26 protein-coding genes and 1 tRNA gene are annotated in these 25,465 nt (G+C 67.0%); 19 read left to right on the plus strand and 8 right to left on the minus strand.

All coding sequences use genetic code 11. The features are described 5' to 3' along the window. Nucleotides 1-3: 3 nt before the first annotated feature. From AC3WP6_RS12510 to rocF, 3 genes are all read left to right on the plus strand, one after another. Nucleotides 4-720 (plus strand): SPOR domain-containing protein, encoded by a 717-nt coding sequence (locus AC3WP6_RS12510; RefSeq protein WP_492628022.1) that lies wholly within the window; start codon nt 4-6, stop codon nt 718-720. A 16-nt stretch (nt 721-736) separates the two neighbouring features. Continuing rightward, nucleotides 737-812 (plus strand) — tRNA-Thr (locus AC3WP6_RS12515). A 73-nt stretch (nt 813-885) separates the two neighbouring features. Beyond that, entirely contained in the window at nt 886-1,800 is a 915-nt protein-coding gene (rocF, locus tag AC3WP6_RS12520; RefSeq protein WP_492628023.1) for an arginase, read from the plus strand. A gap of 76 nt (nt 1,801-1,876) precedes the next feature. Here the strand turns inward: rocF and AC3WP6_RS12525 are convergent, their stop codons facing one another. Beyond that, nucleotides 1,877-2,206 (minus strand): YegP family protein, encoded by a 330-nt coding sequence (locus tag AC3WP6_RS12525; RefSeq protein ID WP_492628024.1) that lies wholly within the window; start codon nt 2,204-2,206, stop codon nt 1,877-1,879. A 131-nt stretch (nt 2,207-2,337) separates the two neighbouring features. On the opposite strand from AC3WP6_RS12525, the gene AC3WP6_RS12530 reads away from it, so the two are divergent. Further along, complete coding sequence (locus AC3WP6_RS12530) at nt 2,338-3,702, plus strand: tryptophan--tRNA ligase (protein ID WP_492628025.1); 1,365 nt, start codon at nt 2,338-2,340, stop codon at nt 3,700-3,702. Between the two features lie 8 nt (nt 3,703-3,710). Then, on the plus strand, nt 3,711-4,028 hold the full coding sequence (locus AC3WP6_RS12535; protein ID WP_492628026.1) for a hypothetical protein: 318 nt from the start codon (nt 3,711-3,713) through the stop codon (nt 4,026-4,028). Nucleotides 4,029-4,131: 103 nt separating this feature from the next. On the opposite strand, the gene AC3WP6_RS12540 is transcribed toward AC3WP6_RS12535, so the two are convergent. The 3 genes from AC3WP6_RS12540 to hppD all read right to left on the minus strand — a co-directional run bounded on the left by AC3WP6_RS12540 (nt 4,132) and on the right by hppD (nt 7,540). Then, nucleotides 4,132-5,118 (minus strand): fumarylacetoacetate hydrolase family protein, encoded by a 987-nt coding sequence (locus tag AC3WP6_RS12540; protein ID WP_492628027.1) that lies wholly within the window; start codon nt 5,116-5,118, stop codon nt 4,132-4,134. Between the two features lie 69 nt (nt 5,119-5,187). Further along, entirely contained in the window at nt 5,188-6,417 is a 1,230-nt protein-coding gene (gene hmgA, locus AC3WP6_RS12545) for a homogentisate 1,2-dioxygenase (RefSeq protein ID WP_492628028.1), read from the minus strand. A 61-nt stretch (nt 6,418-6,478) separates the two neighbouring features. Further along, nucleotides 6,479-7,540 carry a 4-hydroxyphenylpyruvate dioxygenase gene (gene hppD, locus AC3WP6_RS12550; RefSeq protein WP_492628705.1) on the minus strand — a complete coding sequence of 354 codons (1,062 nt, stop codon included), beginning with the start codon at nt 7,538-7,540 and terminating at the stop codon, nt 6,479-6,481. Between the two features lie 138 nt (nt 7,541-7,678). Between hppD and AC3WP6_RS12555 the strand changes: the two genes are divergently transcribed. Next, nucleotides 7,679-8,125 carry a MarR family winged helix-turn-helix transcriptional regulator gene (locus AC3WP6_RS12555; protein WP_492628029.1) on the plus strand — a complete coding sequence of 149 codons (447 nt, stop codon included), beginning with the start codon at nt 7,679-7,681 and terminating at the stop codon, nt 8,123-8,125. A 214-nt stretch (nt 8,126-8,339) separates the two neighbouring features. On the opposite strand, the gene AC3WP6_RS12560 is transcribed toward AC3WP6_RS12555, so the two are convergent. After that, complete coding sequence (locus tag AC3WP6_RS12560; RefSeq protein ID WP_492628030.1) at nt 8,340-9,836, minus strand: peptide MFS transporter; 1,497 nt, start codon at nt 9,834-9,836, stop codon at nt 8,340-8,342. A 156-nt stretch (nt 9,837-9,992) separates the two neighbouring features. After that, nucleotides 9,993-10,844 (minus strand): tryptophan 2,3-dioxygenase, encoded by an 852-nt coding sequence (locus AC3WP6_RS12565; protein ID WP_492628031.1) that lies wholly within the window; start codon nt 10,842-10,844, stop codon nt 9,993-9,995. A gap of 262 nt (nt 10,845-11,106) precedes the next feature. On the opposite strand from AC3WP6_RS12565, the gene pdhA reads away from it, so the two are divergent. The 3 genes from pdhA (at nt 11,107) to AC3WP6_RS12580 (ending at nt 14,613) form a co-directional block, all read left to right on the plus strand. Next, complete coding sequence (gene pdhA / locus AC3WP6_RS12570; RefSeq protein WP_492628032.1) at nt 11,107-12,186, plus strand: pyruvate dehydrogenase (acetyl-transferring) E1 component subunit alpha; 1,080 nt, start codon at nt 11,107-11,109, stop codon at nt 12,184-12,186. A gap of 13 nt (nt 12,187-12,199) precedes the next feature. Next, nucleotides 12,200-13,180 (plus strand): alpha-ketoacid dehydrogenase subunit beta, encoded by a 981-nt coding sequence (locus AC3WP6_RS12575; protein WP_492628033.1) that lies wholly within the window; start codon nt 12,200-12,202, stop codon nt 13,178-13,180. Between the two features lie 107 nt (nt 13,181-13,287). Further along, entirely contained in the window at nt 13,288-14,613 is a 1,326-nt protein-coding gene (locus AC3WP6_RS12580; protein ID WP_492628034.1) for a dihydrolipoamide acetyltransferase family protein, read from the plus strand. A gap of 128 nt (nt 14,614-14,741) precedes the next feature. On the opposite strand, the gene groL is transcribed toward AC3WP6_RS12580, so the two are convergent. Together groL and AC3WP6_RS12590 are read right to left on the minus strand one after the other, a co-directional pair. Then, nucleotides 14,742-16,400, minus strand: coding sequence for a chaperonin GroEL (groL, locus tag AC3WP6_RS12585; RefSeq protein ID WP_492628035.1), 1,659 nt, complete (start codon nt 16,398-16,400; stop codon nt 14,742-14,744). 137 nt (nt 16,401-16,537) lie between these two features. Next, nucleotides 16,538-16,831, minus strand: coding sequence for a co-chaperone GroES (locus AC3WP6_RS12590; protein ID WP_492628036.1), 294 nt, complete (start codon nt 16,829-16,831; stop codon nt 16,538-16,540). A gap of 226 nt (nt 16,832-17,057) precedes the next feature. Here AC3WP6_RS12590 and cutA point away from each other — a divergent pair, with 226 nt between their 5' ends. The 10 genes from cutA (at nt 17,058) to AC3WP6_RS12640 (ending at nt 25,375) form a co-directional block, all read left to right on the plus strand. Continuing rightward, nucleotides 17,058-17,426 carry a divalent-cation tolerance protein CutA gene (gene cutA / locus AC3WP6_RS12595; protein ID WP_492628037.1) on the plus strand — a complete coding sequence of 123 codons (369 nt, stop codon included), beginning with the start codon at nt 17,058-17,060 and terminating at the stop codon, nt 17,424-17,426. 36 nt (nt 17,427-17,462) lie between these two features. Then, complete coding sequence (locus tag AC3WP6_RS12600; RefSeq protein WP_492628038.1) at nt 17,463-19,637, plus strand: protein-disulfide reductase DsbD family protein; 2,175 nt, start codon at nt 17,463-17,465, stop codon at nt 19,635-19,637. Between the two features lie 13 nt (nt 19,638-19,650). Then, nucleotides 19,651-20,190 (plus strand): TlpA family protein disulfide reductase, encoded by a 540-nt coding sequence (locus AC3WP6_RS12605; RefSeq protein ID WP_492628039.1) that lies wholly within the window; start codon nt 19,651-19,653, stop codon nt 20,188-20,190. 139 nt (nt 20,191-20,329) lie between these two features. Then, the gene (gene aroQ / locus AC3WP6_RS12610; protein WP_492628040.1) at nt 20,330-20,773 is read left to right on the plus strand and encodes a type II 3-dehydroquinate dehydratase; all 444 of its coding nucleotides are present in this window, start codon (nt 20,330-20,332) and stop codon (nt 20,771-20,773) included. A 58-nt stretch (nt 20,774-20,831) separates the two neighbouring features. After that, nucleotides 20,832-21,305 (plus strand): acetyl-CoA carboxylase biotin carboxyl carrier protein, encoded by a 474-nt coding sequence (gene accB, locus AC3WP6_RS12615; RefSeq protein ID WP_492628041.1) that lies wholly within the window; start codon nt 20,832-20,834, stop codon nt 21,303-21,305. 77 nt (nt 21,306-21,382) lie between these two features. Continuing rightward, nucleotides 21,383-21,700 (plus strand): four helix bundle protein, encoded by a 318-nt coding sequence (locus tag AC3WP6_RS12620; RefSeq protein WP_492628042.1) that lies wholly within the window; start codon nt 21,383-21,385, stop codon nt 21,698-21,700. 61 nt (nt 21,701-21,761) lie between these two features. Then, a complete protein-coding gene (gene accC, locus AC3WP6_RS12625) occupies nt 21,762-23,132 on the plus strand; it encodes an acetyl-CoA carboxylase biotin carboxylase subunit (RefSeq protein ID WP_492628043.1) in 1,371 nt (456 codons plus the stop codon). An 18-nt stretch (nt 23,133-23,150) separates the two neighbouring features. Then, nucleotides 23,151-24,050 carry a 50S ribosomal protein L11 methyltransferase gene (gene prmA / locus AC3WP6_RS12630; RefSeq protein ID WP_492628044.1) on the plus strand — a complete coding sequence of 300 codons (900 nt, stop codon included), beginning with the start codon at nt 23,151-23,153 and terminating at the stop codon, nt 24,048-24,050. Between the two features lie 47 nt (nt 24,051-24,097). Further along, entirely contained in the window at nt 24,098-24,922 is an 825-nt protein-coding gene (locus AC3WP6_RS12635) for a zinc-ribbon and DUF3426 domain-containing protein (RefSeq protein WP_492628045.1), read from the plus strand. Between the two features lie 162 nt (nt 24,923-25,084). Next, the gene (locus tag AC3WP6_RS12640) at nt 25,085-25,375 is read left to right on the plus strand and encodes a helix-turn-helix domain-containing protein (protein ID WP_492628706.1); all 291 of its coding nucleotides are present in this window, start codon (nt 25,085-25,087) and stop codon (nt 25,373-25,375) included. The last annotated feature ends 90 nt before the right edge of the window (nt 25,376-25,465 follow it).

The raw sequence follows: 25,465 nt of genomic DNA on the forward strand, positions 1-25,465 counted from the left end.
CCGATGTTCCTGCGCTTGTTGTTCGTCCTGCTGGTGACGCTGAACATCGTGGTTGGCGCGTGGCTGTTCCTGGGCCAGCCCTACCCGCACGTGGCGCCAGTCACCAACCCCGGCGTGCCGGAGCTGCACCTGCTGTCCGAGGTCCCTGCCAGTGCGGCGACCACGGCCACCACCAGCCCCGCATCACCCGCCCCAGCCGTGGCCGACGCGACGAGCGCCGCTGAACCCGCAGCGCCGTCCACTCCCGCCAAACCAGCCGTGCCAGCCCCACTGCGCTGCCTCGCCCTCGGCCCGTTCGCCACGCCGCATGATTTGCAACAGGCCCGCAACGCGCTCACGCCCTACACCAAGCGCACACGCTCGCGGCAGGAACAGGTTTCGCAATCGCGCAGCTGGTGGGTCTATCTGCCCGCCTCGCCCAACCGCGCGCAAGCCATCGCCACTACCCGCCAGCTGGCCGACAAGGGCATCAACGACTACTTCGTCGTCAGCGGCAGCGACCAGCCCAACACGGTGTCGCTCGGCCTGTTCCACGATCAGGACAACGCCAAACGCCGGCGGGCGGAAGTGGTGGCTGCCGGCTTCCCCGCCCGCGTCACCGAGCGCACGGAAACGGTGCCGCAATACTGGCTCGACCTGGTCACCGCGCGCAGCGACCTCGACTGGCGCACCCGCGTCAAGGCCGCCGGCGTGGGCTCGCACACCACGCGTTGTTTCTGAGAGAATCCCGCCCCTTGCCGGCATAGCTCAGTTGGTAGAGCAGCTGCCTTGTAAACAGCAGGTCCCCAGTTCGAATCCGGGTGCCGGCACCACCTTGCATGCGCACATCGCCACGTCGGTCGCCCCGCTAAACTGGGCGGCAATCTCATTTCGTGGACATGCACCATGAGCAGCAAAACGATCGCACTGGTGGGGGTTCCCACCGACATCGGCGCCGGCGCGCGCGGCGCGTCGATGGGGCCGGAGGCGTTGCGGGTGGCGGGCATTGCCGAAAAGCTGCGCGCCCGCGGCTACGAAGTGCTCGATCGCGGCAATCTGCACGGGCCGCACAACCCGTGGCTGCCGCCGGTAGACGGCTATCGCCACTTGCCCGAGGTCGCCGAATGGAACCGCGCGGTGCACGCAGCGGTCCACGCCGAGTTGGCGCAGGACAATCTGCCGATCATGCTGGGCGGCGACCACTGCCTCGCCATCGGCTCGATCAGTGCGGTCGCCCGCCACTGTCGCGAGCACGGGCGCAAGCTGCGCATCCTGTGGCTCGACGCGCACACCGATTTCAACACCGCGGCGGCCACGCCCTCGGGCAACATCCACGGCATGCCGGTGGCGTGCCTCACCGGCAACGGCCCGGAACTGCTCACCTCGATCGGCGGCCACACCCCGGCGATCACGCCGGCCGAGCTGCGCCAGATCGGCATCCGCTCGGTGGATGAAGGCGAAAAGCGCCTCGTGCGCGCCGCCGGACTCACCGTGTTCGACATGCGCCACATCGACGAAGTGGGCATGCGCCACACGCTGGAAGCGGCGATGGCCGGCGTGGACGACAACACCCACCTGCACGTGAGCCTCGACGTCGATTTCCTCGACCCGGCAATCGCGCCCGGCGTCGGCACCACCGTGCGCGGCGGGCCGAACTACCGCGAGGCGCAGCTGTGCATGGAGATGATCGCCGACTGCGGCAAGCTCGCCTCGCTCGACATCGTCGAGCTGAACCCCGCGTTCGACCGCAAGAACGCCACCGCCAAGCTCGCCGTCGACCTGATCGAAAGCCTGTTCGGCAAATCCACCTTGCTGCGCTGACGCCGTGGTAGCGCCCGGCGCCGTGCGCGTGGCGAACCGGCAACCACCGGGACGCCTGCGCGCACGGTGCCGCCAGTCACTCCTCCACCAGCGCGGCCGCTGGCGCATTCGCCATCACGGAGGCAATGCCGTTGTCGCGGGCGGCCTCGGTTTCATACATCTCGCTGCTGCCGATCACCTGATGGTTGGCTGCCTTGAGGTCGAAATGGAACTTGCCGTTGGCGGAAGTCTTTTTTTCGAAACGCGCGGCATCCACCGCATGCCGTCGCACCGACTCGATGCCGCTACGCGCGCTGGCTTTTTCCTTGTACCCCTCACTCTTGAGGATGATCTGGCCATTCGTGGCCTTGAGGTTGAAGTAGGTCTCGCCGTTCTTTCCGGTAAACAACGTGAACTTGCCTGGCATCGGTGTGCCTCCGCGGGTGTCGCCCCTGCATCGGGAATATGCCGCGCCAAAAGTGATCTTTTTGCATCGGCGCGCAAAAACTGGGACGGCGCGCGAATGACGTACACTGCCATTTTTGCGCCGCACGCCCCATGCACACCCGAGTCCTTACCGGCATCACCACCACCGGCACCCCGCACCTCGGCAACTACGTCGGCGCGATCCGCCCGGCGATTGCCGCCAGCCGACGTGCCGAGGTCGATGCGTTTTTTTTCCTCGCCGACTACCACGCGCTGATCAAGTGCGGCGACGCCGCGCGGGTCGAGCGCTCGCGGCTGGAGATCGCCGCCACGTGGCTCGCGGCCGGGCTCGATCCGCAACGCGTCACGTTCTACCGGCAGTCGGACATTCCAGAGATCCCGGAGCTGTGCTGGTTCCTCACCTGCGTCACCGCCAAGGGGCTCCTGAACCGCGCGCATGCGTACAAGGCGGCCGTCGATCACAACCGCGAAACGGGCGATGACCCGGACGCCGCGATCACCGCCGGGCTGTACATGTACCCGGTACTGATGGCAGCCGACATCCTCGCCTTCGACGCCAACCATGTGCCGGTCGGCCGCGACCAGATCCAGCACATCGAGATGGCGCGCGACATCGCACAGCGGTTCAGCCATCTATACGGCCACGAGTTCTTCGTGCTTCCTGAGGTGGCGATCGACGAGGACGCGCCGACGCTGCCCGGCCTGGACGGCCGCAAGATGTCCAAGAGCTACGACAACACCATTCCGCTGTTCGCCGGCGGTGCCAGGGCGCTGCGCGAAGCGGTGTCGCGCATCGTCACCGACTCGCGCGAACCGGGCGTGGCGAAGGATCCGGACAGCACCTCGCTCACCACCATCCATCAGGCGTTTGCGAGCGTGGAGGCGCACGCGGCGTTTCGCCAGGCGCTGGTCGACGGGCTGGGCTGGGGCGAGGCGAAGAAGCAGCTCTTCGAGTTGCTGGACGCGACGCTGGCGCCGATGCGCGAGCGCTACGAGGCACTCCTCGCCAGGCCGGCTGACATCGAAGAGATCCTGCATGCCGGCGCCGCGAAGGCGCGCGCGATCGCCACGCCCAAAATCGCCGCCATCCGCGCCGCGGTGGGCCTGCGCGCGTTCCATCAGATGCAGGGCGAAAAACCCGCCAAGGCGGCAAAGACCAAGGCAGCCAAGGCCGCGCGCCTGGCGAGTTTCCGCGATGGCGCCAACGGTTTCCGCTTCCGCCTGTTTGCCGCCGACGGGGCGGAGCTCCTGCTCTCCGTGCCGTTTGCCGACCCCAAGGCTGCTGGCCGCGTGCAGCAGCAACTGCAGGCCGGTGCTGGCGGCGTCGCACTGCGCGCCGAGGGCACGCAATGGGTGCTCGCCGTCGACGGCAACGAGGTGGGACGCTCCGCAGCGGTGGCGGACGAAGCCGCGCGCGCCGCGCTGCGCGGGCACCTCGAAACCGCGCTCGCGCAACTTGTCCGCCACGACGACTGACGCCCGCCATGCGCTTCCTCGCCCTGCTGCTGCTTGCGCCGATCCTCGCCGTGCTTGGCTGGATGTACCTGCACTACGCCAGGTCGCGACCGCGCTCGATCGCGCAGCGGCGCATCGACGCCGCAGCGCTGTGGGTCGCCACGCTCGGCGCGGTGGCCGTTTGCATGGTCGCCTACGACGCCGTGTCGCTGCCCGGCATCGAACACGCCACCGGTCTGCGCGCGAGCGGCGCGATCTGGCGGCAGGTGTTTCCGCCGCTGTGCGGCTACGGCGTGTTCACCGGCGTGCTGTTTGCGGCGCTGGGGTTGCGCCGGTGGCGAAGCTGAAGGCCGGGATTCGAGATTCGAGATTCGGCAAGGCGACCTCGGGGAGCGCCGAGGTCGCGGGTCAGGCTTCAGCCCGACACATTACCCCAACCGAACGCCACGCTCAGCGCACCAGCGGCACGATCTTCTGCTCGATCGCACCGAAGACCGACGCGCCAGCCTGATCGGTGATTTCGATGCGCAGCGTGTCGCCGTACTTCAGGAACGGGGTCGAAGGCTTGCCGTCGCGCAGGGTCTCCACCGTGCGCTGCTCGGCGAGGCACGAAGCGCCAAGGCTGGTGTCCTGGTTGGCGATGGTGCCGGAGCCGACCAGCGTGCCGGCGGCGAGCGGCCGCGTTTTGGCCACGTGCGCCACCAGCTCGGCAAAGCTGAACTGCATGTCGACGCCGCATTCGGGCGCGCCGAACCACTTGCCGTTGAGCCAGGTGCGCATCGGCAGATGCAGCTTTTCGCCCTGCCAGGCGTCGCCCAGCTCGTCCGGCGTCACCAGCACCGGCGACAACGCGGAGCGCGGCTTGGACTGCAGGAAACCGAAGCCCTTCGCCAGCTCGCCGGGAATCAGGCCGCGCAGCGAAACATCGTTGATCAGGCCGACGAGCTGGATGTGCTGCGCCGCCTGGGCCGGCGTCGTGGCCATCGGCACGTCGTCGGTGACCACGATCACCTCGGCTTCGAGGTCGATGCCGAACTCCTCGCTGGGCACCATCACGTCGTCGCGCGGGCCGAGAAAGCCGGCGCTGGTGGCCTGGTACATCAGCGGATCGGTATAGAACGACTTGGGCACCTCGGCACCGCGCGCCTTGCGCACGCGCTCCACGTGCGGCAGGTAGGCGCTGCCGTCGACGAACTCGTAGGCGCGCGGCAGTGGCGCGGCAAGTTGGTGCACATCCAGGTCAAACGCACCGGCCGCCGCACCCAGCGCCAATTGCTGTGCCAGCGCATTCAAGCGCGGCGCCGCGTGCGGCCAGTCGTCCAGTGCGGCCTGCAAGGTGGGGGCAATGCCGTCGGCACGCACTGCCCGCGTCAGGTCGCGACTGACCACCACCAGCGTGCCGTCGCGGCCGCCAACCTTGAGTGAACCCAGCTTCATGCGATGTTCCCGTAGCAAAAGACCAGGACAGCCGGCGCGCGCCGACTGCCGCGAGGAGACGTTACCCGCTCAGACCGGCGGCTGGAAATGCTTTTCCAGATCCAGCCAGCAATGATCGTAGTCTTGCTGCAGTGCCGGCGATTCCAGCAGCTGGCGGGTGGGATGGATGGCCAATTGCGTCTCGAACATGAAGGCCATGGTGTCCGCCACATGCTGCGGCTTGCTGGTATCGGCGTGCGAGCCGGCCTCGAACGAGGCGCGATCGGGGCCGTGCGCACTCATGCAATTGTGCAGGCTGGTGGCGCCGGGCTCGAAGCCACCTTTGCCGCCGCCCTTGGCGTCGTACACGCCGTGGATCAGCCCCATGAACTCGCTGGCCACGTTGCGGTGGAACCAGGCCGGACGGAACGTGTCCTCGGCCACCAGCCAGCGCGGCGGGAAAATGGCAAAGTCGATGTTGGCCACGCCCGGCAATGCGCTGGGCGAGGTCAGCACGCAGAAGATGCACGGGTCGGGATGGTCGTAGCTGATCGAACCGATCACGTTGAACCGGCGCAGGTCGTAGCGGTACGGCGCGTTGTTGCCGTGCCACGCCACGACGTCGAGCGGCGAGTGGTCGATCGGCGCGCGCCACAGGTTGCCCTGGAACTTCGCGATCAGCTCGAACTGGCCGTCGGTGTCTTCGTAGGCCGCCACCGGGTATTCGAAATCGCGCGGGTTGGCGAGGCCATTGGTGCCGATCGGACCCAGCTCCGGCAGGCGGAAATGCGCGCCGAAGTTTTCACCCACGAAACCGCGGGACTTGCCGTCCGGCAGCTCCACGCGAAAACGGCAACCGCGCGGAATCACCGCAATCTGCTGCGGCTCGACGTCCAGCACGCCCATGTCGGTCAGCACCCGCAGGTGGCCGGCCTGCGGCACGATCATCAGTTCGGCATCCGCATCGTAGAAATAGCGGCCCACCATGTCGCGGTTGGCCAGGTACTGGTGGATGCCGATGCCATGCTGCGACGCCGCCGCACCGTTGCCCGCCTGCGTCACCAGGCCGTCGATGAAATCGAGCGCACCGGTTGGTTCCGGCAATGGCGACCAGCGGAACCGGTTGGGTGACGCGGGCACCTCATCGAAACGGTTGTGGAACGTGGGGTGCGCGTACGCCGCGAAATGCCCGTGCGTGGCACCCGGCCGGATGCGGTACAGCCAACTGCGCCGCGTGGCCTCGCGCGACACCGTGAACGCGGTGCCGGAAAACTGCTCGGCGTACAGCCCGTAGGCCACCCGCTGCGGCGCGTTGCGCACGATCAGACATGGGTTGCCTCTTGCAATTCAAAGCCTCCCGGCGGGCGAGGGGCGCAGGATGTCACAGCACGCCGCGCTTCATCTGGTCGCGTTCGATCGACTCGAACAGCGCCTGGAAGTTGCCTTCGCCGAAGCCTTCGTTGCCCTTGCGCTGGATGATCTCGAAGAAGATCGGGCCAATCACGTTCTCGGTGAAGATCTGCAGCAGCAGCTTCTTGTGGGTGGCGGTATCGGCGTCGATCAGGATCCCGTTCTTGGCCAGCCGCGGCACATCCTCGCCGTGGTTGGGGATGCGCGCATCCACCACTTCAAAATAGGTATCCGGCGTATCGAGAAACTTCACGCCCGCCTTGCGCATGCCTTCCACCGTCGCGTAGATGTTCTCGGTGAAGCAGGCGATGTGCTGGATGCCCTCGCCGTGGTACGCGTCGAGGTATTCGTTGATCTGGCTCTTCGCGTCCGAGGACTCATTGAGCGGAATGCGCACGATGCCGTCCGGCGCGGTCATCGCCTTGGACACCAGGCCGGTCTTGGCGCCCTTGATGTCGAAGTAGCGGATCTCGCGGAAGTTGAACAGCTTCTCGTAGTACTGCGACCACTTTTCCATGTTGCCGAAATACAGATTGTGCGTGAGGTGGTCGATGAAGCTGAGGCCGAACCCCCTGGGATTCTGATCGACACCGGGGATCGGCGCGTAGTCGGCCGCAAACACATCGCCCGTGCGCGGCACGAGATACAGCATGCAATCGCCGATGCCCTTGATCACCGGCACCTCGACCGCGCGGCTGGCGAGCTTGTGCGTCATGGCCTCGGCGCCCTTGGCGAGCACCGACTCCTCCACCGTCGCCACCGGCTTGGTGAAGCGGATCGCGAAGCCACAGGCGCTCGGGCCATGCGTGGCGGCAAAGTCGGCGGCGAAGGAATCCGGCTCCTCGTTGACGAGGAAATTGACGCCGCCTTGGCGATACACCGTGATCGCGCGCTGCTTGTGCTTGAGCACCGCGGTGAAGCCCATCAGCTTGAACAGCGCATGCAGTTCCTGCGCGCGCCCTTTCGGCGCGGCAAATTCGACGAACTCGAAGCCATCGATGCCCATCGGGTTTTCAAAGGTGGTGACCTGCATGCCGTATTTGAGCTGGGCGTTCATGACGCGACTCCTGAAGTTCGAAACGCGATGGCGTGCACGCAGCGAAGGTGCAACCATGCCGGTAACCCACCCTTATAGTTTCACCTGTAACTACTTGCAAGGAACGTCGCACCAATGCCGGTTGCCACCCATGCCGACCACGCCCCGCTGGAGCTGGAGCGCTTCATCCCGTACCAGCTCTCCATCGTCTCCAACACTGTCAGCCAGACGATCGCCGACGATTACCAGGCGCGCTATGACCTGAGCGTCACCGAGTGGCGCGTGATGGCGGTGTTGGCGCGCTTCGACGGACTCTCCGCGCGCGAGGTGGCCGAACGCACCGCCACCGACAAGGTGGCGGTGAGCCGCGCGCTGTCGCGCCTGGTCGCGGCCGGCCGCGTGCGCCGGCACATGCACGAAAACGACAAGCGCCGTTCGGTGCTCGGCCTCACTCCCGCCGGCTGGGAAATCCACGACGTCGTGGCCCCCATGGCCCGCCAGCGCGAACGCGACTTTCTCGCGCAATTGAGCGACGAGGAGCAGGCGTGGCTCGGGCGGATTCTCGACAAGTTGATGCCGTAGGGGGCGGGATTCGAGGGTCCGCGAGACGGAAGCGCGCGCGTTGATGTGTCTGCGCGTCACCGAGCCGATCATTTGAGTCCGGCATCAGAGCTAAAGCCGTTACCAGTGCCCCGGGACAGGGCTCCTGCCCTGCCCGGGACTCGCCGGGATCGGGCATCGCCCGATCCCGGCTCCGTCCGGCGCAAAGCGCCGGACGAGGGGCCATCCATGGCCCCTATTTCACCCCGTGCATGAGCCGGTTGACGAGCGGCGCGATGGCGAGCAGCAGCACGCCTGCGCCAAGCAGCAGCCAGAAGCTGAAGGTGAAACCGGAGAGCGCGGCGGCGGCGGTGAGGCCGTGGCTGCCGGCGATGCGGCTGGCGAAGAGGCCGCTGAGGTTGCCGCCGACGGCAAGCGAGAGGAACCAGCCACCCATGGCGAAGCCGACGAGTTTCGGCGGCGCGAGCTTGGTCACCATCGACAACCCGATCGGCGAGAGACACAGCTCGCCCAGCGTCTGCATCACGTAGCACAGCACCAGCGGCCAGAACGGCAGCAGGCCATTCGTACCGAGCAAGTGCGCGAGCGCGTACACCAGCACCAGGAAGCCCAGCGCGTTGAACACCAGGCCGAAGCCGAACTTGCGCGGAATGGACGGCTCGAGATGCCGCTTGTCGAGCGCGCCCCACGTGAGCGCAACGAGCGGCGCGAACACGATGATCGCCAGCGGGCTGACCGACTGGAACCAGCCGACCGGGAATATCCAGCCGCCGAACAGTTTGCGGTCGACCAGATTTTCCGCGAGGAAATTGAACGTGGTGCCGAGCTGGTAATAGAACATCCAGAACAGCACGTTGAACGCGAAGATGATGAGCATCGCCACCACGCGCTGGGTCTGCACCGCGCCGCTGCGCGCGGCCTCCACCAGCAGCAGCGCGGCGACCACCACGAACAGTAGCCCGAGCAGCCATTGCAGGCCGGTCGCGCCCACGCCTTCGAGCAGCCAGTACACCAGTGGCACGGCGATCAGCGCCCCCGCGGCCACGCCCAGCACGCGCCCCATGCCTTCGGCACTTGCTGCCGGCCGACCGATACCCTTGAGCGTGCGCCGCCCAAACCAGAACCACAAAAAGCTGAGCAGCATGCCCACGCCGGCGGCGAGGAACACCAGCCGATAGTTCTGCTGCAGCGGCGTGGCGGTGAAGTGCGCGGCCATCCAGCCGGTAAGCAGCGGGGCAATCAGCGCGCCGGCGTTGATGCCCATGTAGAACAAGGTGAATCCGCGGTCACGACGCGGATCGTCGCGGCCATAGAGCTGGCCGACGATGGATGAAATGTTCGGCTTGAACAAGCCGTCGCCCACGATCACCAGCGCCAGGCCCACCAGCAACATCGCGCGCATGGGCACCGCCAGCACAAACAAACCGGCGGCCATCACCACGGCGCCCAGCAGGATGGTGCGCTGGTAGCCGATCAACTTGTCGGCCACATAGCCGCCGAAAATACCGGTGCCGTAGATGAGCGCGGTGTAGCTGCCGAAGAGAGCGCTGGCCCACGCCTGCCCGCTCGCATCGCCGTGATAGAACTGCGCCACCACGTAGAGCGCCAGCGCCCAGCTCACGCTGTAAAACGCAAAACGTTCCCAGAACTCGGTCATGAACAGCATCCACAGCGGACGTGGATGGCCGAACAGTTGCGGGTAGTCCGGCGCTGCGGCAGCAGATGTGTTCACGCGGGTTCCAATCGAAGTGGCAAGCGCGCAGATGTAACGGCCGCCACGCCGCGCGTCAAACGCGCGGCATCAACGCGTGTCGCGCATCCACTGCGGCTCCCCCGGTGTTGCTGGTGCGAACGCTGCGGCCCGAAGCGTCCGCGCCGGCGGAAAGGCTCAGCCGCCGTGCAGCACCGTGCGCACTTCGATCAACTCGGGGAAGAACGTGAGATCGAGCGCGCGCTTCAGGAACGCCACGCCGGTGGAGCCGCCGGTGCCGCGACGGAAGCCGATGATGCGTTCCACCGCCTTCATGTGGCGGAAGCGCCAGAGCTGGAAGTTTTCCTCCACGTCCACCAGCGTCTCGCACAGGTGGTACTCCGGCCAGTATTTCTCCGGCGCCTCGTAGATGGCGCGGAACACCGGCAACAGGTCCTCGCGCGCCTGCCAGCCTTGGGTCACGTCGCGTTCGAGGATGTCCCTGGGAATGGCATGCCCGCGCCGCGCCAGCCAGCGCAGCACCTCGTCGTACAGGCTCGGCGCGGCAAGCGTCGCGGCCAGCCCGGCGCGAATCTCCGGCGCGTGGTCGAACACCGCGAGCATGTCGGCGTTCTTGTTACCAAGCATGAACTCGACAGTGCGGTACTGCGCGCTCTGGAAGCCCGAGGACGGCCCGAGCGCGTCGCGGAACGCGAGGTATTCGTGCGGCGTCATCGTCTCCAGCACCGACCACTCGTCGAACAACTGCTGCTGGATGCGCTTGACCCGGCCGAACACCTTGAGCGCCTGGTCGGCTTTGTCCGCGCGCAGCATCGCCAGCGCCGCGGAGAGCTCGTGGATCATCAACTTCAGCCACAGCTCGGCCACGTGGTGCTGCACGATGAACAGCATTTCGTCGTGGTACGGCGGGTCGGAAACCGGTTTCTGCGCAGCCAGCAGGGTGTCCAGTTGCAGGTAGCTCGCGTAGGTCATGCGACCGGAAAGGTCGCGCTGGATGCCCGCTTCGAGTTCGCGTCGGTTGTCCGTCATCCGGGTATGCCGTGGCTTGGAAACCGTGCAGTTTAATGCGTGGCCACATGCGGGCGCCGATCCAGGTCAAAACCTTGCGCCGCAGGCGTCCCGTACCATCGCGCATGCTGCGCCGTGTCTTGCTGCGCAATGCCGCAGCCTGTTATCTATGCGCAGTTTTCTCAAGCCGTTTTGATCGCAGCGAGCATCATTGCGGCTACTCGCGCCGGGCCCGTCATGGGCCGCCGCCCCCACTTTCCCCCCTCGCCACCGGGAGCGATTCGTGACCATCGCCGCCAAGTTCGAAATCGAATACCTGCAGTACCTCGACGCCGATGGCAAGCAGGTGCGTGATGACCTGCCAGCCTTCACCAAGAACCTCGACCACATGGTCGAGCTGTACAAGTTGATGCTCTCCACCCGCGTGTTCGACGCGAAATCCATCGCGCTGCAACGCACCGGCAAACTCGGCACCTACGCCAGTTGCCTCGGCCACGAGGCCGCGCACGTCGGCGTCGGCAGCGCGATGAAGCCGGAGGACGTGCTGGCGCCGAGCTACCGCGAATACGGCGCGCAGCTCTACCGCGGCGTGCAGCCGCGCGAGGTGTACATGTACTGGGGCGGCGACGAGCGCGGCAACGACTACCAGAAGGAACCCGCGCGCCACGACTTCGCGTGGAGCGTGCCGATCGCCACCCAGTGCCTGCATGCGGCCGGCAGCGCGCTCGCGTTCAAGATGCGCGGCGAGAAGCGCGTTGCGGTATGCATGATCGGTGACGGCGGCTCGTCCAAGGGCGACTTCAATGGCGCCATCAACATCGCCGGCGCGCGCAAGCTGCCGCTGGTGGCGGTGATCGTCAACAACCAGTGGGCCATCTCGGTGCCGCGCAAGATCCAGTCCGGCGCCAAGACGCTGGCGCAGAAAGGCATCGGCGCCGGGCTGCACTGCATCCAGGTCGACGGCAACGACATCATTGCCGTGCGCAAGGCGATGGAAGACGCGCTGGAACGCGCGCGCAAGGGCGACGGTGGCAGCGTGGTCGAGGCGGTCACCTACCGCCTGGGCGACCACACCACCGCCGACGACGCGCGCCGCTACCGCGGCGAAAAGGAAGTGAAGGACGCCTGGGCGCGCGAACCGCTCAAGCGCCTGCGCAACTGGCTCACCGCCAAGGGCGCGTGGGACGACAAGAAGGAAGAGGCGTGGAAGGCCCATTGCGACGAGTGGATGGACGACGAGGTAAATGCCTACCTCGAAACCAAGCCGCAACCGGTCACCGCGATGTTCGACTACATGTTTGCCGAACTGCCCGCCGACCTCGCCAAACAACGCGCCGCCATGCTTGCGCGCGAAGCGCAGTAAGGACCCACCACCCATGGCACAGATCACCCTTATCGAAGCGGTTACCCAGGCGCTTGCCTACGAAATGAAACACGACGAGAGCGTCGTCGTGCTCGGCGAGGACGTCGGCGTCAACGGCGGCGTGTTTCGCGCCACCGTCGGGCTGTCGGAAAAATTCGGCGAGTGGCGCGTGTTCGACACGCCGCTGGACGAGCTCACCATTGCCGGCGTCACCGTCGGCCTCGCGGCGCAAGGCATGAAGCCGGTCGCCGAAGCGCAGTTCGAAGGCTTCATCTACCCGATGATGGAGCAGATCGCCTGCCATGCCGCGCGCATGCGCAACCGCACCCGCGGCCGGCTCACCTGCCCGGCCGTGTTCCGCGCGCCGTGGGGCGGCGGCATCCACGCGCCGGAGCACCACTCCGAAGCGAACGAACATCTGTTCACCAACATCCCCGGCCTGCGCGTGGTACTGCCCTCATCCCCGGCGCGCGCCTATGGCCTGCTCCTGGCCGCCATCCGCGATCCCGATCCGGTGATGTTCTTCGAACCCAAGCGCATCTACCGCCAGTACAAGGAAGAGGTGCCCGACGACGGCGAAGCGCTGCCGCTCGACGTGTGCTTCGTGCTGCGCGACGGCAGCGACGTCACCCTGGTTACCTGGGGCGCGCAGGTGAAGGAAACCCTCGAAGCCGCCGACCAGCTTGCCGAAGAAGGCATCAGCGCCGAGGTGATCGACGTCGCCACGCTGACCCCGCTCGACTTCGACACCATCGCCGAGTCGGTCGCCAAGACCCACCGCTGCGTGATCGTGCACGAAGCGCCGAAGACGGCTGGTTTCGGTGCCGAAATCGCCGCCCGCGTCGCCGAGGAATGCCTCTACGACCTTTACGCCCCGGTCGAGCGCGTCACCGGCCCCGACACCCACATCCCGCTGTTCCGTCTCGAAATGAAATACCTGCCCAGCGCGGAACGCGTCGTCGAGGCTGCCAAGCGCGCGCTTGCGGCCAGCTGATTTGTCGCCGGGAATCGGGAAGAGAGAATAGGGACCAGGCAAAGTACTGCGCCGCCGCCCGCTCTTCCGGTTCCCGATTCCTTATTCCCCATTCCCGGATCAAACCCATGGCCGACACAAAAACATTTCATCTCCCCGATCTCGGCGAAGGCCTGCCGGACGCCACCATCGTCGAGTGGCTGGTGAAGGAAGGCGACAGCGTCAAGCTCGATGCGCCGCTGGTGTCGATGGAAACCGCGAAGGCCGTCGTCGAGGTGCCGTCGCCGTATACCGGCAAGGTGCTGAAGTTCCACGGCGCCGCCGGCGATGTCATCGAGACCGGCGCCGAGCTGGCGGATTTCGAGCTCGACCCGAAGGGCAAGCAGCGCGCCGAAAGCGGTGGCACCGGCCACCACGCGCCGGCGAAGAAAGCCGCTGCGCCAGCACCCGCCCCGGCGCCCGCGCCAGCCCCCACCGCCGACCGCGAAGACGAAGGCACCGTGGTCGGCGCGATGATTTCCAGCAACGCCGTGCACGTCGAACAAGCCGCCTCCATCGGCGGCGTCAAGGCGGTGCCGGCGGTGCGCGCGTTGGCCAAAAAGCTCAAGGTCGACCTGGCGCGCGTGCGCCCGACCGGCGCCGATGGCGTGGTGACGCTGAAAGACGTCAAGGCCGCCGCCGCCAACGGCAGCGCGCAGCTCGGCGCCGCACCGGCGCAGGTTGCCGCGCCCGTCGTTGCCGCACCCGTTGCCGCGCGCAGCGCCGTGTCGCTCGCCGGCAAGCCGGTACGCACCGCGCCGCCCACCACGCACGTCATCGGCCAGCCCGAGCAGCTCAAGGGCGTGCGCCGTAACATGGCGCGGGTGATGGCCGACGCCCACGCGCGCGTGGTGCAAACCACCATCGTCGACGATGCCGATCTGCACGCCTGGCTCGGCAAGCAGGACATCACCGCGCGCACCATTCGCGCCATCGTCGCTGCGTGCAAGGCGGAGCCCGGCCTCAATGCCTGGTTCGACGACAAGAACCTCACCCTCACCAAGCACCCGCAGGTGGATCTCGGCATCGCCGTGGACACGCCCGACGGCCTGTTCGTGCCGGCACTGCGCAACGCCCACCTGCTCGACCCCCGCGGCGTGCGCGAGGGCATCAACCGCCTGCGCGCGCAGGTCGAGGATCGCTCGATCCCGCCCAGCGAACTCACCGGCTACACCATCAGCCTGTCCAACTTCGGCATGTTCGCCGGCCGCTACGGCACCGTCGTCGTGGTGCCGCCGTGCGTCGCCATCGTCGGCGTCGGCAAGCTGAGCCACGACGTGGTCGCAGTCATGGGCGGCATCGAAGTGCACCGCCGCCTGCCGATCAGCCTTACCTTCGACCACCGCGCCTGCACCGGCGGCGAAGCCGCACGCTTCCTCAAGGTGCTGCTGGACGACCTGGCGCTGCCGCAGTAAGCGGGCCCGCAAGCCTGTATAAAGCCGCCCTTCGGGGCGGCTTTTTTTGGTGCGCCCTGCCCGGCGCACCAAAGAAAAACCCCGCCGTAGCGGGGTTCTTCGTGTTGCAGGAAACGTGGAACGGTGGATCAGAAATCCATCCCGCCGCCCATGCCGCCCATGCCGCCCGGTGCACCGCCGTGGCTGTGCTCTTCCTTCTTGGGCAGCTCGGCGACCACGGCTTCGGTGGTGATCGCGAGGCCAGCGACGCTGGCGGCGTACTGCAGGGCCGAGCGGGTGACCTTGGTCGGATCCAGGATGCCGAACTTGATCATGTCGCCGAACTCGCCGGTGGCAGCGTTGTAGCCGTAGTTGCCGTCCTTGCCGTCCTTGCCTTCCTTGACCTGGTTGACGACGACGCTGGCTTCGGCGCCGGCATTGGAGACGATCTCGCGCAGCGGCGCTTCCAGCGCGCGGCGGGTGATCTCGATGCCGAGGTTCTGGTCTTCGTTGTCGCCCTTGAGGCCTTCGATGGCCTTCTGCGCGCGCAGCAGAGCCACGCCGCCGCCGGGGACCACGCCTTCTTCAACCGCCGCACGGGTGGCGTGCAGGGCGTCTTCGACGCGGGCCTTCTTTTCCTTCATCTCGACTTCGGTCGCGGCACCCACCTTGATGACGGCCACGCCGCCGGCCAGCTTCGCCACGCGTTCCTGCAGCTTCTCGCGGTCGTAGTCGGAGGTGGTCTCTTCGATCTGCTGCTTGATCTGCTTGATACGCGCTTCGATCTTCGCGGCTTCGCCGGCGCCGTCGATGATGGTGGTGTTTTCCTTGGTCACCACGATCTTCTTGGCATGGCCGAGATCGTTGATGGTGGCCTTTTCAAGCTGCAGGCCGACTTCTTCGGAAATGACCTGGCCGTTGGTGAGGATGGCCATGTCCTGCAGCATCGCCTTGCGGCGATCGCCGAAGCCCGGCGCCTTGACGGCGGCGACCTTGACGATGCCGCGGATGGTGTTGACCACCAGCGTCGCCAGCGCCTCGCCTTCGACTTCTTCCGCCACGATCAGCAGCGGCTTGCCGGCCTTGGCCACGCCTTCGAGGATCGGCAACAGCTCGCGCACGTTGGAGATCTTCTTGTCGTGCAGAAGGATGAACGGGTCTTCCAGCTCGACCTGCTGGCTCTGCTGGTTGTTGATGAAGTACGGCGAGAGGTAGCCGCGGTCGAACTGCATGCCTTCGACCACGTCCAGCTCGTTGTCGAGCGACTGGCCTTCCTCGACCGTGATGACGCCTTCCTTGCCGACCTTCTTCATCGCCTCGGCGATGATGTCGCCGATGTGCGTGTCGGAGTTGGCCGAGATGGTGCCGACTTGGGCGATGGCCTTGTCGTCGGTGGTGGGCTTGGACAGGCTCTTCAGCTCGGCCACGGCCTTGGTCACGGCCTTGTCGATGCCGCGCTTCAGATCCATCGGGTTGATGCCGGCGGCGACGGCCTTGAGGCCCTCGCGGATGAACGCCTGCGCCAGCACGGTGGCGGTGGTGGTGCCGTCGCCGGCGTTGTCGGAGGTCTTGGAAGCGGCCTCCTTCACGATCTGCGCGCCCATGTTTTCATAGGCATCGGCCAGCTCGATCTCCTTGGCGACGGACACGCCGTCCTTGGTGATCGTCGGTGCGCCGAAGCTCTTCTGGAGCACGACGTTGCGGCCCTTCGGGCCGAGCGTCACCTTGACGGCGTTGGCGAGCGTGTTCACGCCCTTGAGAATGCGTGCGCGGGCGTCTTCGCCGAAGCGGACTTCTTTGGCTGCCATATTTGTAACTCCGGGATTCGTAATTCGGGATTGGGGATACGGTTGAAGCGGGTGCGGCGAGAATGGGGTGGAGCCGGCTACGGGGGTGGCGCAGGGCGCCGACGAATCCCGAATCCCGACTCTCGAATCCCGGCTTCTCAGCCCTCCAGCACCGCCACCACGTCGTCTTCCTTCAGGAAGACCAGCTCTTCGCCGTCGATCTTGATGTCCTGGCCGGCGTACTTGCCGAACAGCACGACGTCGCCGGCCTTGAGGCTCATCGGACGCACCTTGCCGTCCGACTGGATCAGGCCGGTACCGGCGGCGATGACCTTGCCGCGGGTCGGCTTTTCGGTGGCGCTGTCGGGGATGACGATACCGCCGGCGGAGACGCGCTCCTCTTCCAGGCGCTTGACGATGACGCGATCGTGCAGCGGACGCAGTTTGCTCATGGGTGGCTCCCAAGTCAGGTAAACAAGAAAGTGAGTGGCCAACCGGCCGTCCAACCGCGACGACCTGTTAGCACTCGGTGCAAGTGAGTGCCAATTCTAGCCGTGCAGGGCGCCACTGCAACCTGCGACGCACCACGCCAACACGAACTGGCCCTGACCACAGCTAGTGGGGGAGCGTCCGACTGGTTTCAAGGGCCGGGGACGCCGCGGTTAAAGTGGACGCACCATGAGCACCGCAACCCTGCCCCCCGCCGCCGTCCTTCTCTGCCAGTGCTCCTGTCCGGACCTGGCGTGCGCGCGGCAACTGGCGGAAACCCTGGTCGGCGAACGGCTCGCCGCCTGCGTCAATGTGCTGCCCGGCGTGCAGTCGGTGTACCGCTGGCAGGGCCAGATGCAGAACGAGACGGAAGTGCTGCTGCTGATCAAGACCACGGCGGAACGGTTCGACGCGCTCAAGGCGCGGCTGCGCGCCCTGCACCCGTACGAACTGCCGGAGCTGGTGGCAACCCCGGTGGCCGCCGGGCATGCGGCCTATCTGGACTGGGTGCGGGCGAACGTCGCGGCGGCCGGTGGCCCCGCCGGCAAGCAGTCATAATGTCTGGGCGTGCACGGTGATTTTGCCGGAGTCGAGATGCTGAAGTTCTTCCGCCGCGGTCTGCTGCTGGCCGGCCTGCTTGGCCTCCTTGCCGCCTTCATGCCAGCCATGGCGCAAAGCGCGGACGACGGCCTGCTGCCGGTCACCGAGGCCTACCAGCTCAGCGCCGACACCACGACGCCCGGCGTGGTGCGGCTGCACTGGAAGATCGCGCCGGACTATTACCTTTACCGCGGGCGGATGAAGTTCACCGCCGGCCCCGGCGTGACGCTGGGCGCGGCGCAGACGCCGGCCGGCGAAACCATCAACGATCCCTACATCGGCCCGCAGGAGATCTACCACCACGCGGCCACCGCGACGATCCCGTATACCGTCGCGCCGGGCACCACGCGGCTCGCGCTCGATGTGCGCTATCAGGGTTGCCACGAGGTGGAGCCCAAGATCTGCTACCCGCCGCATACCGAACATCTCGATCTGCCCCTGCCGGCGGCGGCCGCGGGCGGCCATTCGCTCGGCAACGCGCTGCAGCAACTCGGCGCCAACGCGGCGGGCGGCGACAGTGGCGCGGCGTTGCCGGCTGAGCAGGCATTCCGGTTCTCGGCGCTGGCGAAGGACCGGCATGAGCTCCTGCTGCGCTGGACCATGCCGAAGGACTATTACGTCTACCGCGACCGCATCCAGTTGCGCCTGAAGGATGCCCACGGCGTGACGCTCGACCAGCCGACATGGCCGGCCGGCGCCGTCGAGCATGAAGACGTGCAATTCGGCAAGGTCGCGGTGTATTTCGGCGAGCTCGACCTGCCGGTGGCGCTCGCCGGTGACACCTCCAACCTCGCGCAGCTCACGCTGGAAACCACCTTCCTCGGCTGCAAGGACGGCGGCGTGTGCTACCCGCCGATCACCCGGCAGGCAACCATCGACCTCGGCGGTGGCGCCGCCGCGGCCGGCACGCCGGTGGCAACAGCCACCGCCACCACCACATTACCAACCGGCCCGCTGCGCACCAGCCTCGTGGCCGCGTTGCTGCTGGCGCTCGGCGGCGGCTTGATCCTGAACCTCATGCCGTGCGTGTTGCCGGTGCTGTCGATCAAGGCCGTGAGCGTGCTCGAACACGGCGGCGACGCCGCGCATCGCCGCCGCCACGCGCTGGCCTACACCGCCGGCGTGCTGGCGAGTTTCGCCGCGCTCGGCGGGGGCATCGTGGCGCTGCGCGGCGCCGGGCACGCGCTGGGCTGGGGTACGCAACTGCAACAACCGGTAGTGGTGGCCATTCTCGCCTGCGTGATCTTTGCGCTCGGCCTCGCCATGTCGGGCGTGATCGAGCTGGGCGCCAGCTGGGGCAATGCCGGCGCCGGGCTGGCCGCGCGTGGCGGCGCCGGCGGCAGCTTCTTCACTGGCGTGCTGGCGGTGGTGGTCGCCAGCCCGTGCACCGCACCGTTCATGGGCGCCGCGCTGGCGTATGCGTTCGCGGCACCGATGATGAACGCCTTGCTGGTGTTTCTTGCACTGGGCATCGGCTTGGCGCTGCCGTTCCTGGCGATCGGCTTCGTTCCCGCCGTGGCCCGCTGGCTGCCCAGGCCGGGGCGCTGGATGCAAACCCTGAAACAGGTGCTGGCGTTCCCGATGTACCTGACCGCTGCGTGGCTGGCCTGGGTGCTGGCCAACCAGCGCGGCGCCGACGGCGTGGGTCTGCTGCTGGTGGCGCTGGTCGCGCTGGCGGCCGCGCTGTGGTGGATCGAGCGCAGCCGCGGGCGCGGCCCGCTGCGCCACGCGCTGACCGCCGTGCTGGCGCTGGCCACGCTGGCGCCGCTGTATCTCCTGCAGCAGGTGCCGGCCGTCGCCGGCAGCGTCGCCGCCAACCGCCTCAGCGTGCCATACAGCGCGGCCAGACTTGCCGAGCTGCGCGCCGCCGGCACCCCGGTATTCGTCGACATGACCGCCGACTGGTGCATCACCTGCAAGGCCAACGAGCACACCGTGCTCGCCTCGGCCGCGTTCCGCGACCTGCTGCGGCGCACCGGCGCGGTGTACATGCAGGGCGACTGGACCAACGAGGACCCGGCGATCACCGCCTTCCTGCAGCAGTACCACTCGCCCGGCGTGCCGCTGTACGTGGTGTTTCCCGCAGGCGGCGGGGCCGGACGCCAGCTGCCGACGGTGCTGACCACGGCGCTGGTGACGCGCGCGCTCGACGAGGCGGCGCGCGGATGAGCCGCGGCCGGCCATGAGCCGCGAGAACCTGGTCATTCTTGTCGCCGCCGTGCTCGCGGCGGCGGTCGGCGGCTACCTGCAGCACGCAAGCCGCGTCGCGCACGCCGACGGCGGCGTGGCGACCACCACCGTCGACGCCCCGGCACCGGCGCTCTCCTTGCCCGATCTGGCCGGCCATACGCGCACGCTGTCCGACTACGGCAACCGCCGCGTGCTGCTGAATTTCTGGGCCACGTGGTGCGCGCCATGCCTGAAAGAGATGCCGGCGCTGGACGCCGCCCAGCGCAAGTTCGGCGATCAGGGCGCGATCGTCGTCGGTATTGCCATGGACGATCCCGACCGGGTCCGGGCATTTCTCGCCGCGCACCCGGTCAGTTACCCGATTTTGCTGGGCTCGCTGGATGACCCCAGCACCCCCAAACAGTGGGGAAATCGCGACGAAGTGTTGCCTTATAGCGTGTTGATCGACGCCAATCAGCGCATTATCGCTACCCGCCGTGGCCCGCTCGACGCGGCGCAGCTTGCCGACTGGTTACGCACGTCACCACGCTGAGCGCGGCATACGCGGTCGCACGGTGGTTGCCCGCAACCTACGCTGAACATCGTCGATCTGCGGCGAACTGGACAACATCGACTCGACCGCGCACACTGCGCGGCGGTTCGGGCCGTCCGGCCGCCAGCACAGGTGTGGCGTGGCAAAACTTCTGGTCCTGCACGGGCCCAACCTCAATCTGCTCGGTACCCGTGAGCCAGCGATCTACGGTCGCGCAACGCTCGCCGACATCAACCAGCGGTTGACGGCGCAGGCGCAGGCGGCCGGCCATGAGCTGGCGTGGTTCCAGTCCAATGCCGAGCACGAGCTGATCGGCCGCGTGCACCAGGCCCGCGACGAGCAGGTGGCCATGCTGCTGGTCAACGCCGGCGCCTATACCCACACCAGCATCGCGCTGCGCGACGCGCTCGCCGGCGTCGCCATCCCGTTCATCGAAGTGCATTTGTCCAACGTGTTTGCGCGCGAGCCGTTCCGCCACCACTCGTATCTGTCCGACCTTGCCGTTGGTCTCATTTGCGGCTTTGGTGGCGACAGCTACCGCCTGGCGCTGGACGCCGCCATGCAGCGCCTCGCCGCGCGCTGACGTACCCGTTCCCTTTTCCGTCGCCTGCGGGCGGCGCCAACACCCTGAAGGCCAACCCATGGATCTGCGCAAGATCAAAAAGCTGATCGACCTGCTCGAAGAGTCGAACCTCGCCGAACTGGAGATCAAGGAAGGCGAAGAGGTCGTGCGCCTGTCGCGCGTGCCCAAGGGCGGCATGGTCGCCGCCGCGCCCGCGCCGATGTACGCCATGCCGGCCCCGCCCCTGGCCGCTCCGGCGGCCCCGGCCATCGCCGCTCCGGTCGTTGCCAGCGCCCCCGCCGTCGATGCCCTGCCCGACGGCCACGTCATCAAGTCGCCGATGGTCGGCACCTTCTACGCCGCCGCCACCCCCGGCGCCGCGCCGTTGGTCAAGATCGGCCAGCAGGTCAAGGTCGGCGACGCGCTCGGCGTGATCGAAGCGATGAAAATGTTCAACCAGATCGAAGCCGACGCCGCCGGTACCGTCAAAGCCATCCTTATCGACAACAGCGAGCCGGTCGAATTCGACCAGCCAATGTTTGTGATTGGCTGAGAGGCGGGGATTCGGGAGTGGGGATTCGAGATTCGGCACCGCGGCCGCACCACCGGCTTGAAGTATGGCGCGACGCCATGGACCTCGTCGAAGCGATCTACCGGATCAGTGCCACTTTTCCCGACTTCGAACGCTTTGCCCTCAGCCAGCAGATACGGCGTGCTGTTGTCAGCGTGCCGTCGAACATTGCCGAAGGTGCCGCCCGCAAATCGACCTCGGAGTATCTGCGGTTCCTTTCCATCGCTCGCGGCTCACTGGCCGAACTGGACACGCAATTGCATATCGCCGAACGGCTCGACTACACCACGTTTCCACCCGATGCCGTGGAACTGGTCAATTGCGTCTTCGCCAAACTGAACGCCCTCATCCGCTCCCTCCAGCCCCGCGAAAGTTGAGGCACCGCGCAGCATCAACGCTCTTGCTCTTACCAATCCCGAATCCCAGATCCCGAATCCCATGCCTCTAGAAAAAGTCCTCATCGCCAATCGCGGCGAAATTGCGTTGCGCATCCTGCGCGCGTGCCAGAGCCTCGGCATCAAGACGGTCGCGGTGCATTCGACGGTGGATCGCAATTTGAAGCATGTCGGCCTGGCCGACGAGGCGATCTGCATCGGGCCGGCACCGTCGGCCGAGAGTTACCTCAACATTCCGCGCATCATCGCGGCAGCGGAGATTTCCGACGCACAGGCGATCCACCCCGGCTACGGGTTTCTCTCCGAGCGCGCGGATTTCGCCGAACAGGTGGAGAAATCCGGCTTCGTCTTCATCGGCCCTTCGCCGGACGTGATCCGCATGATGGGCGACAAGGTGCAGGCGATCCGCGCGATGAAGGCGGCCGGGGTGCCGTGCGTGCCCGGCTCCGGCGCGCCGCTGGGCGAGGACATGGCGGAAAACATGCGCATTGCGCGCGAGATCGGCTACCCGGTGCTGATCAAGGCGGCGGGCGGCGGCGGCGGGCGCGGCATGCGCGACGTGCGCACCGAGGCGCATCTGGCCAACGCGATCGTGATGACCAAACAGGAGGCCAAGGCCGCGTTCGGCAACGATCAGGTCTACATGGAGAAATTCCTGGAAAACCCGCGCCACGTCGAGATCCAGGTGCTGGCCGACGGCCAGGGCCACGCGATCTACCTCGCCGACCGCGACTGCTCAATGCAGCGCCGCCACCAGAAGGTGACCGAGGAAGCGCCGGCGCCCGGCATCCCCGAGGATTTGCGCGCACGCATCGGCAAGGTGTGCACCGACGCCTGCCTGCGCATCGGTTACCGTGGCGCCGGCACGTTCGAGTTCCTGTATCAGGACGGGCAGTTCTATTTCATCGAAATGAACACCCGCATCCAGGTCGAGCACGGCATCAGCGAGATGATCACCGGCGTCGACCTGGTGCGCGAGCAACTGCTGATCGCCGGCGGCGAGCAGCTGTCGATCCGGCAAGAAGACATCCACGTCACCGGCCACGCGATCGAGTGCCGCATCAACGCGGAAGATCCCGATACCTTCCTGCCCTGCCCAGGTACGGTGAAGCGATTCGAGGCGCCCGGCGGCCCCGGTGTGCGGGTGGATACCCACCTCTACGACGGCTACCAGATTCCGCCCAACTACGACTCGATGATCGGCAAGATCATGGTGCATGCGCCCGACCGCGGCACCGCCATTGCGCGCATGCAACTGGCGCTGGCGGAAACGGTGATCGAAGGGGTGAAGTGCAACATCCCGCTGCAGCAGCGCATCCTTGCCGATGTCGGTTTCCAGCGCGGCCGGCAGAACATCCATTACCTCGAAAAGCGCATTGCCGAGCAGCGCGAAAAGGCGGCGACCGGCAAATAAGCCGGTCGCATACCACCCATGCCGTTCATCGAACTCTCGCTCACCACCCGTCACGACCGTCAACCGCATGTCGAAGAAGCGCTGGACGACCTCGGTGCGCTGTCGGTGACGTTGCGCGACGCCAACGCGGAAACCCCCGACGAACAGGCGATTTTCGAGCCCGGCGTCGGCGAGCTGCCGCTGTGGCCGACCGTCACGCTCTCCGCGCTGTTTGCAGCCGACACCGATCGCCGCGGCCTCGCCGCGGCGCTCACCGACCTGTTGCCGTGGTTGCCCCCCGAAGCGCTCGTGTTCGCCGACGTGCCCGACCAGGATTGGGAGCGGGTGTGGATGGATCAGTACCACCCGATGGCGTTCGGCAAGCGGTTATGGATTTATCCGTGGAACGTGGAGCCGCCGGCAGATGCCGGACAAGTCGTGGTGCGGCTCGATCCCGGCCTTGCCTTCGGCAGCGGCACGCATCCGACCACGGCGCTGTGCCTGGCGTGGCTGGACGGGCTCGATCTCGCCGGCAAGACGGTGATGGATTACGGCTGTGGCTCCGGCATCCTCGCCATCGCCGCGCTGAAACTCGGCGCCGCGCACGCCACCGGCGTGGACAACGATCCACAGGCGCTGATTGCGACCCGCGACAACGCTGCGCGCAACGGCGTCGCCGGACATCTGGACGTCCATTTGCCGGAAGCCAACACCACGCCGCCGGCCGACGTGTTCGTCGCCAACATCCTGGCCGGCCCGCTGGCGCAGCTGGCGCCCACCTTTGCGCAAGCCGCCAAACCGGGGGCGCCGTTCGCCATCTCCGGCATCCTCGACAGCCAGCAGGACGAACTCCTCGCGCGCTATGCCGAGTGGTTCGACGACCTGCACACCGACCTGCGCGACGGCTGGGTGCGCATCAGCGGGCGGCGGCGCGGCTGACCGCAACCGCCTGCTAAGCTGACGGCTCGTCTTGCGCCACGGCCCGCATGTACACCCAATGCCCTGAATGCCTGTCGGTGTTTTCGCTCGGCGCGCCCGTGCTGGTGCAGGCGCACGGCATGGTCATCTGCGGACACTGCGGCGCGAGCTTCGATGCCATGGCAACGCTCGGCGAACAACTGCCGCCGGAGCCCTTCGAAGCGTTGCCGATCAACCCGCCGGGCCTCGCCGTGCCGTTGATCGACGACGTGGTGTATCGGCCCAAACCGGCAACGCCAGTCGTGGCGGCGCCGGCGGCGGCACTGCCCGGCGAGGATTTCTCGCAACTGGTGTTTGCGCCGCGCTTTGCGCAAAAAACATCCAGCCGCCGGCCGAAACGCGCACGCCGCTACCGCGGCGAGCGGCCGCGACGCTGGCCGTGGCTCACCGTCTGCGCCGCATTGCTGCTGGCGCTCGGCGCGCAGCTGGCCTGGATCAACCGCGACTATCTCGTGCGCGATCCGTTGACCGGCGCCTGGCTGCACCACCTGTGCAACACATTCGGCTGTCGGCTGCCACTGGTGGCCGCCCCCAAACAACTGCGCCTGCTGGCCAGCAACGTCGAGACCCACCCCAACGCCGCGCACGCGTTGATGATCAGCCTGAGCCTGCGCAACCAGGCCCGCTTCACCCAGCCGTGGCCGGTGGTCGTGGTGACGCTGTTCGACGCTGGCGGCCACCAGCTCGCCATGCGTCGCCTGCAACCCACCGATTACCTCGATGACGACGACGTACTGCACGCCGGCCTTGCACCCGGTGCCACCACCGCCCTGTTGCTCGAAGTCGAAGACCCCGGCGACAAGGCCGTGGCCTACGAGTTCGGCTTCGAATAAGCGCGACACCGCAGCGCAGCACTTAAAATCCGCGCCCGGCGCGGGTAGACTCTTTGCCCTTCGACGCCAGTTCGTGGCGCCTGAAAGACCATGAACGACACCCACCACGACGCCGCCATGCGCCCGCCGTGGTGGGACTGTCGCGCAAGCCATACCGAGGGAATGCCCGTGAATGCCGTAAGATCGCCAGCCACCGAAGCCGCCGCCCGTCCGGCCGCTTCGCAAAGTGCGCTCGGCGAGTGCGTGACGCGTACGGTGCGCCGCTACTTGGCCGACATCGGCGACACCCCCTGCAGCGAAGGCCTGCACGCCCTGGTCATCCACGAGGTCGAAGGCCCGCTGCTGCGCGAAGTGCTCGCCTTCCATGGCGGCAACCAAAGCCGCGCCGCCACCGCCCTCGGCATCAACCGCGCCACGCTGCGCAAAAAACTCGCGGCGCATGGGTTGCTCTGAGCGGGGATTCGGGATTGGGGATTTGGGATTCGATCCCTAAGCCCACGGTTTTCCGCCAGCACCCACTTCGCGACCACGTATCTCGAATCT

Source organism: Rhodanobacter sp. FW106-HT46G03, from assembly GCF_058789895.1.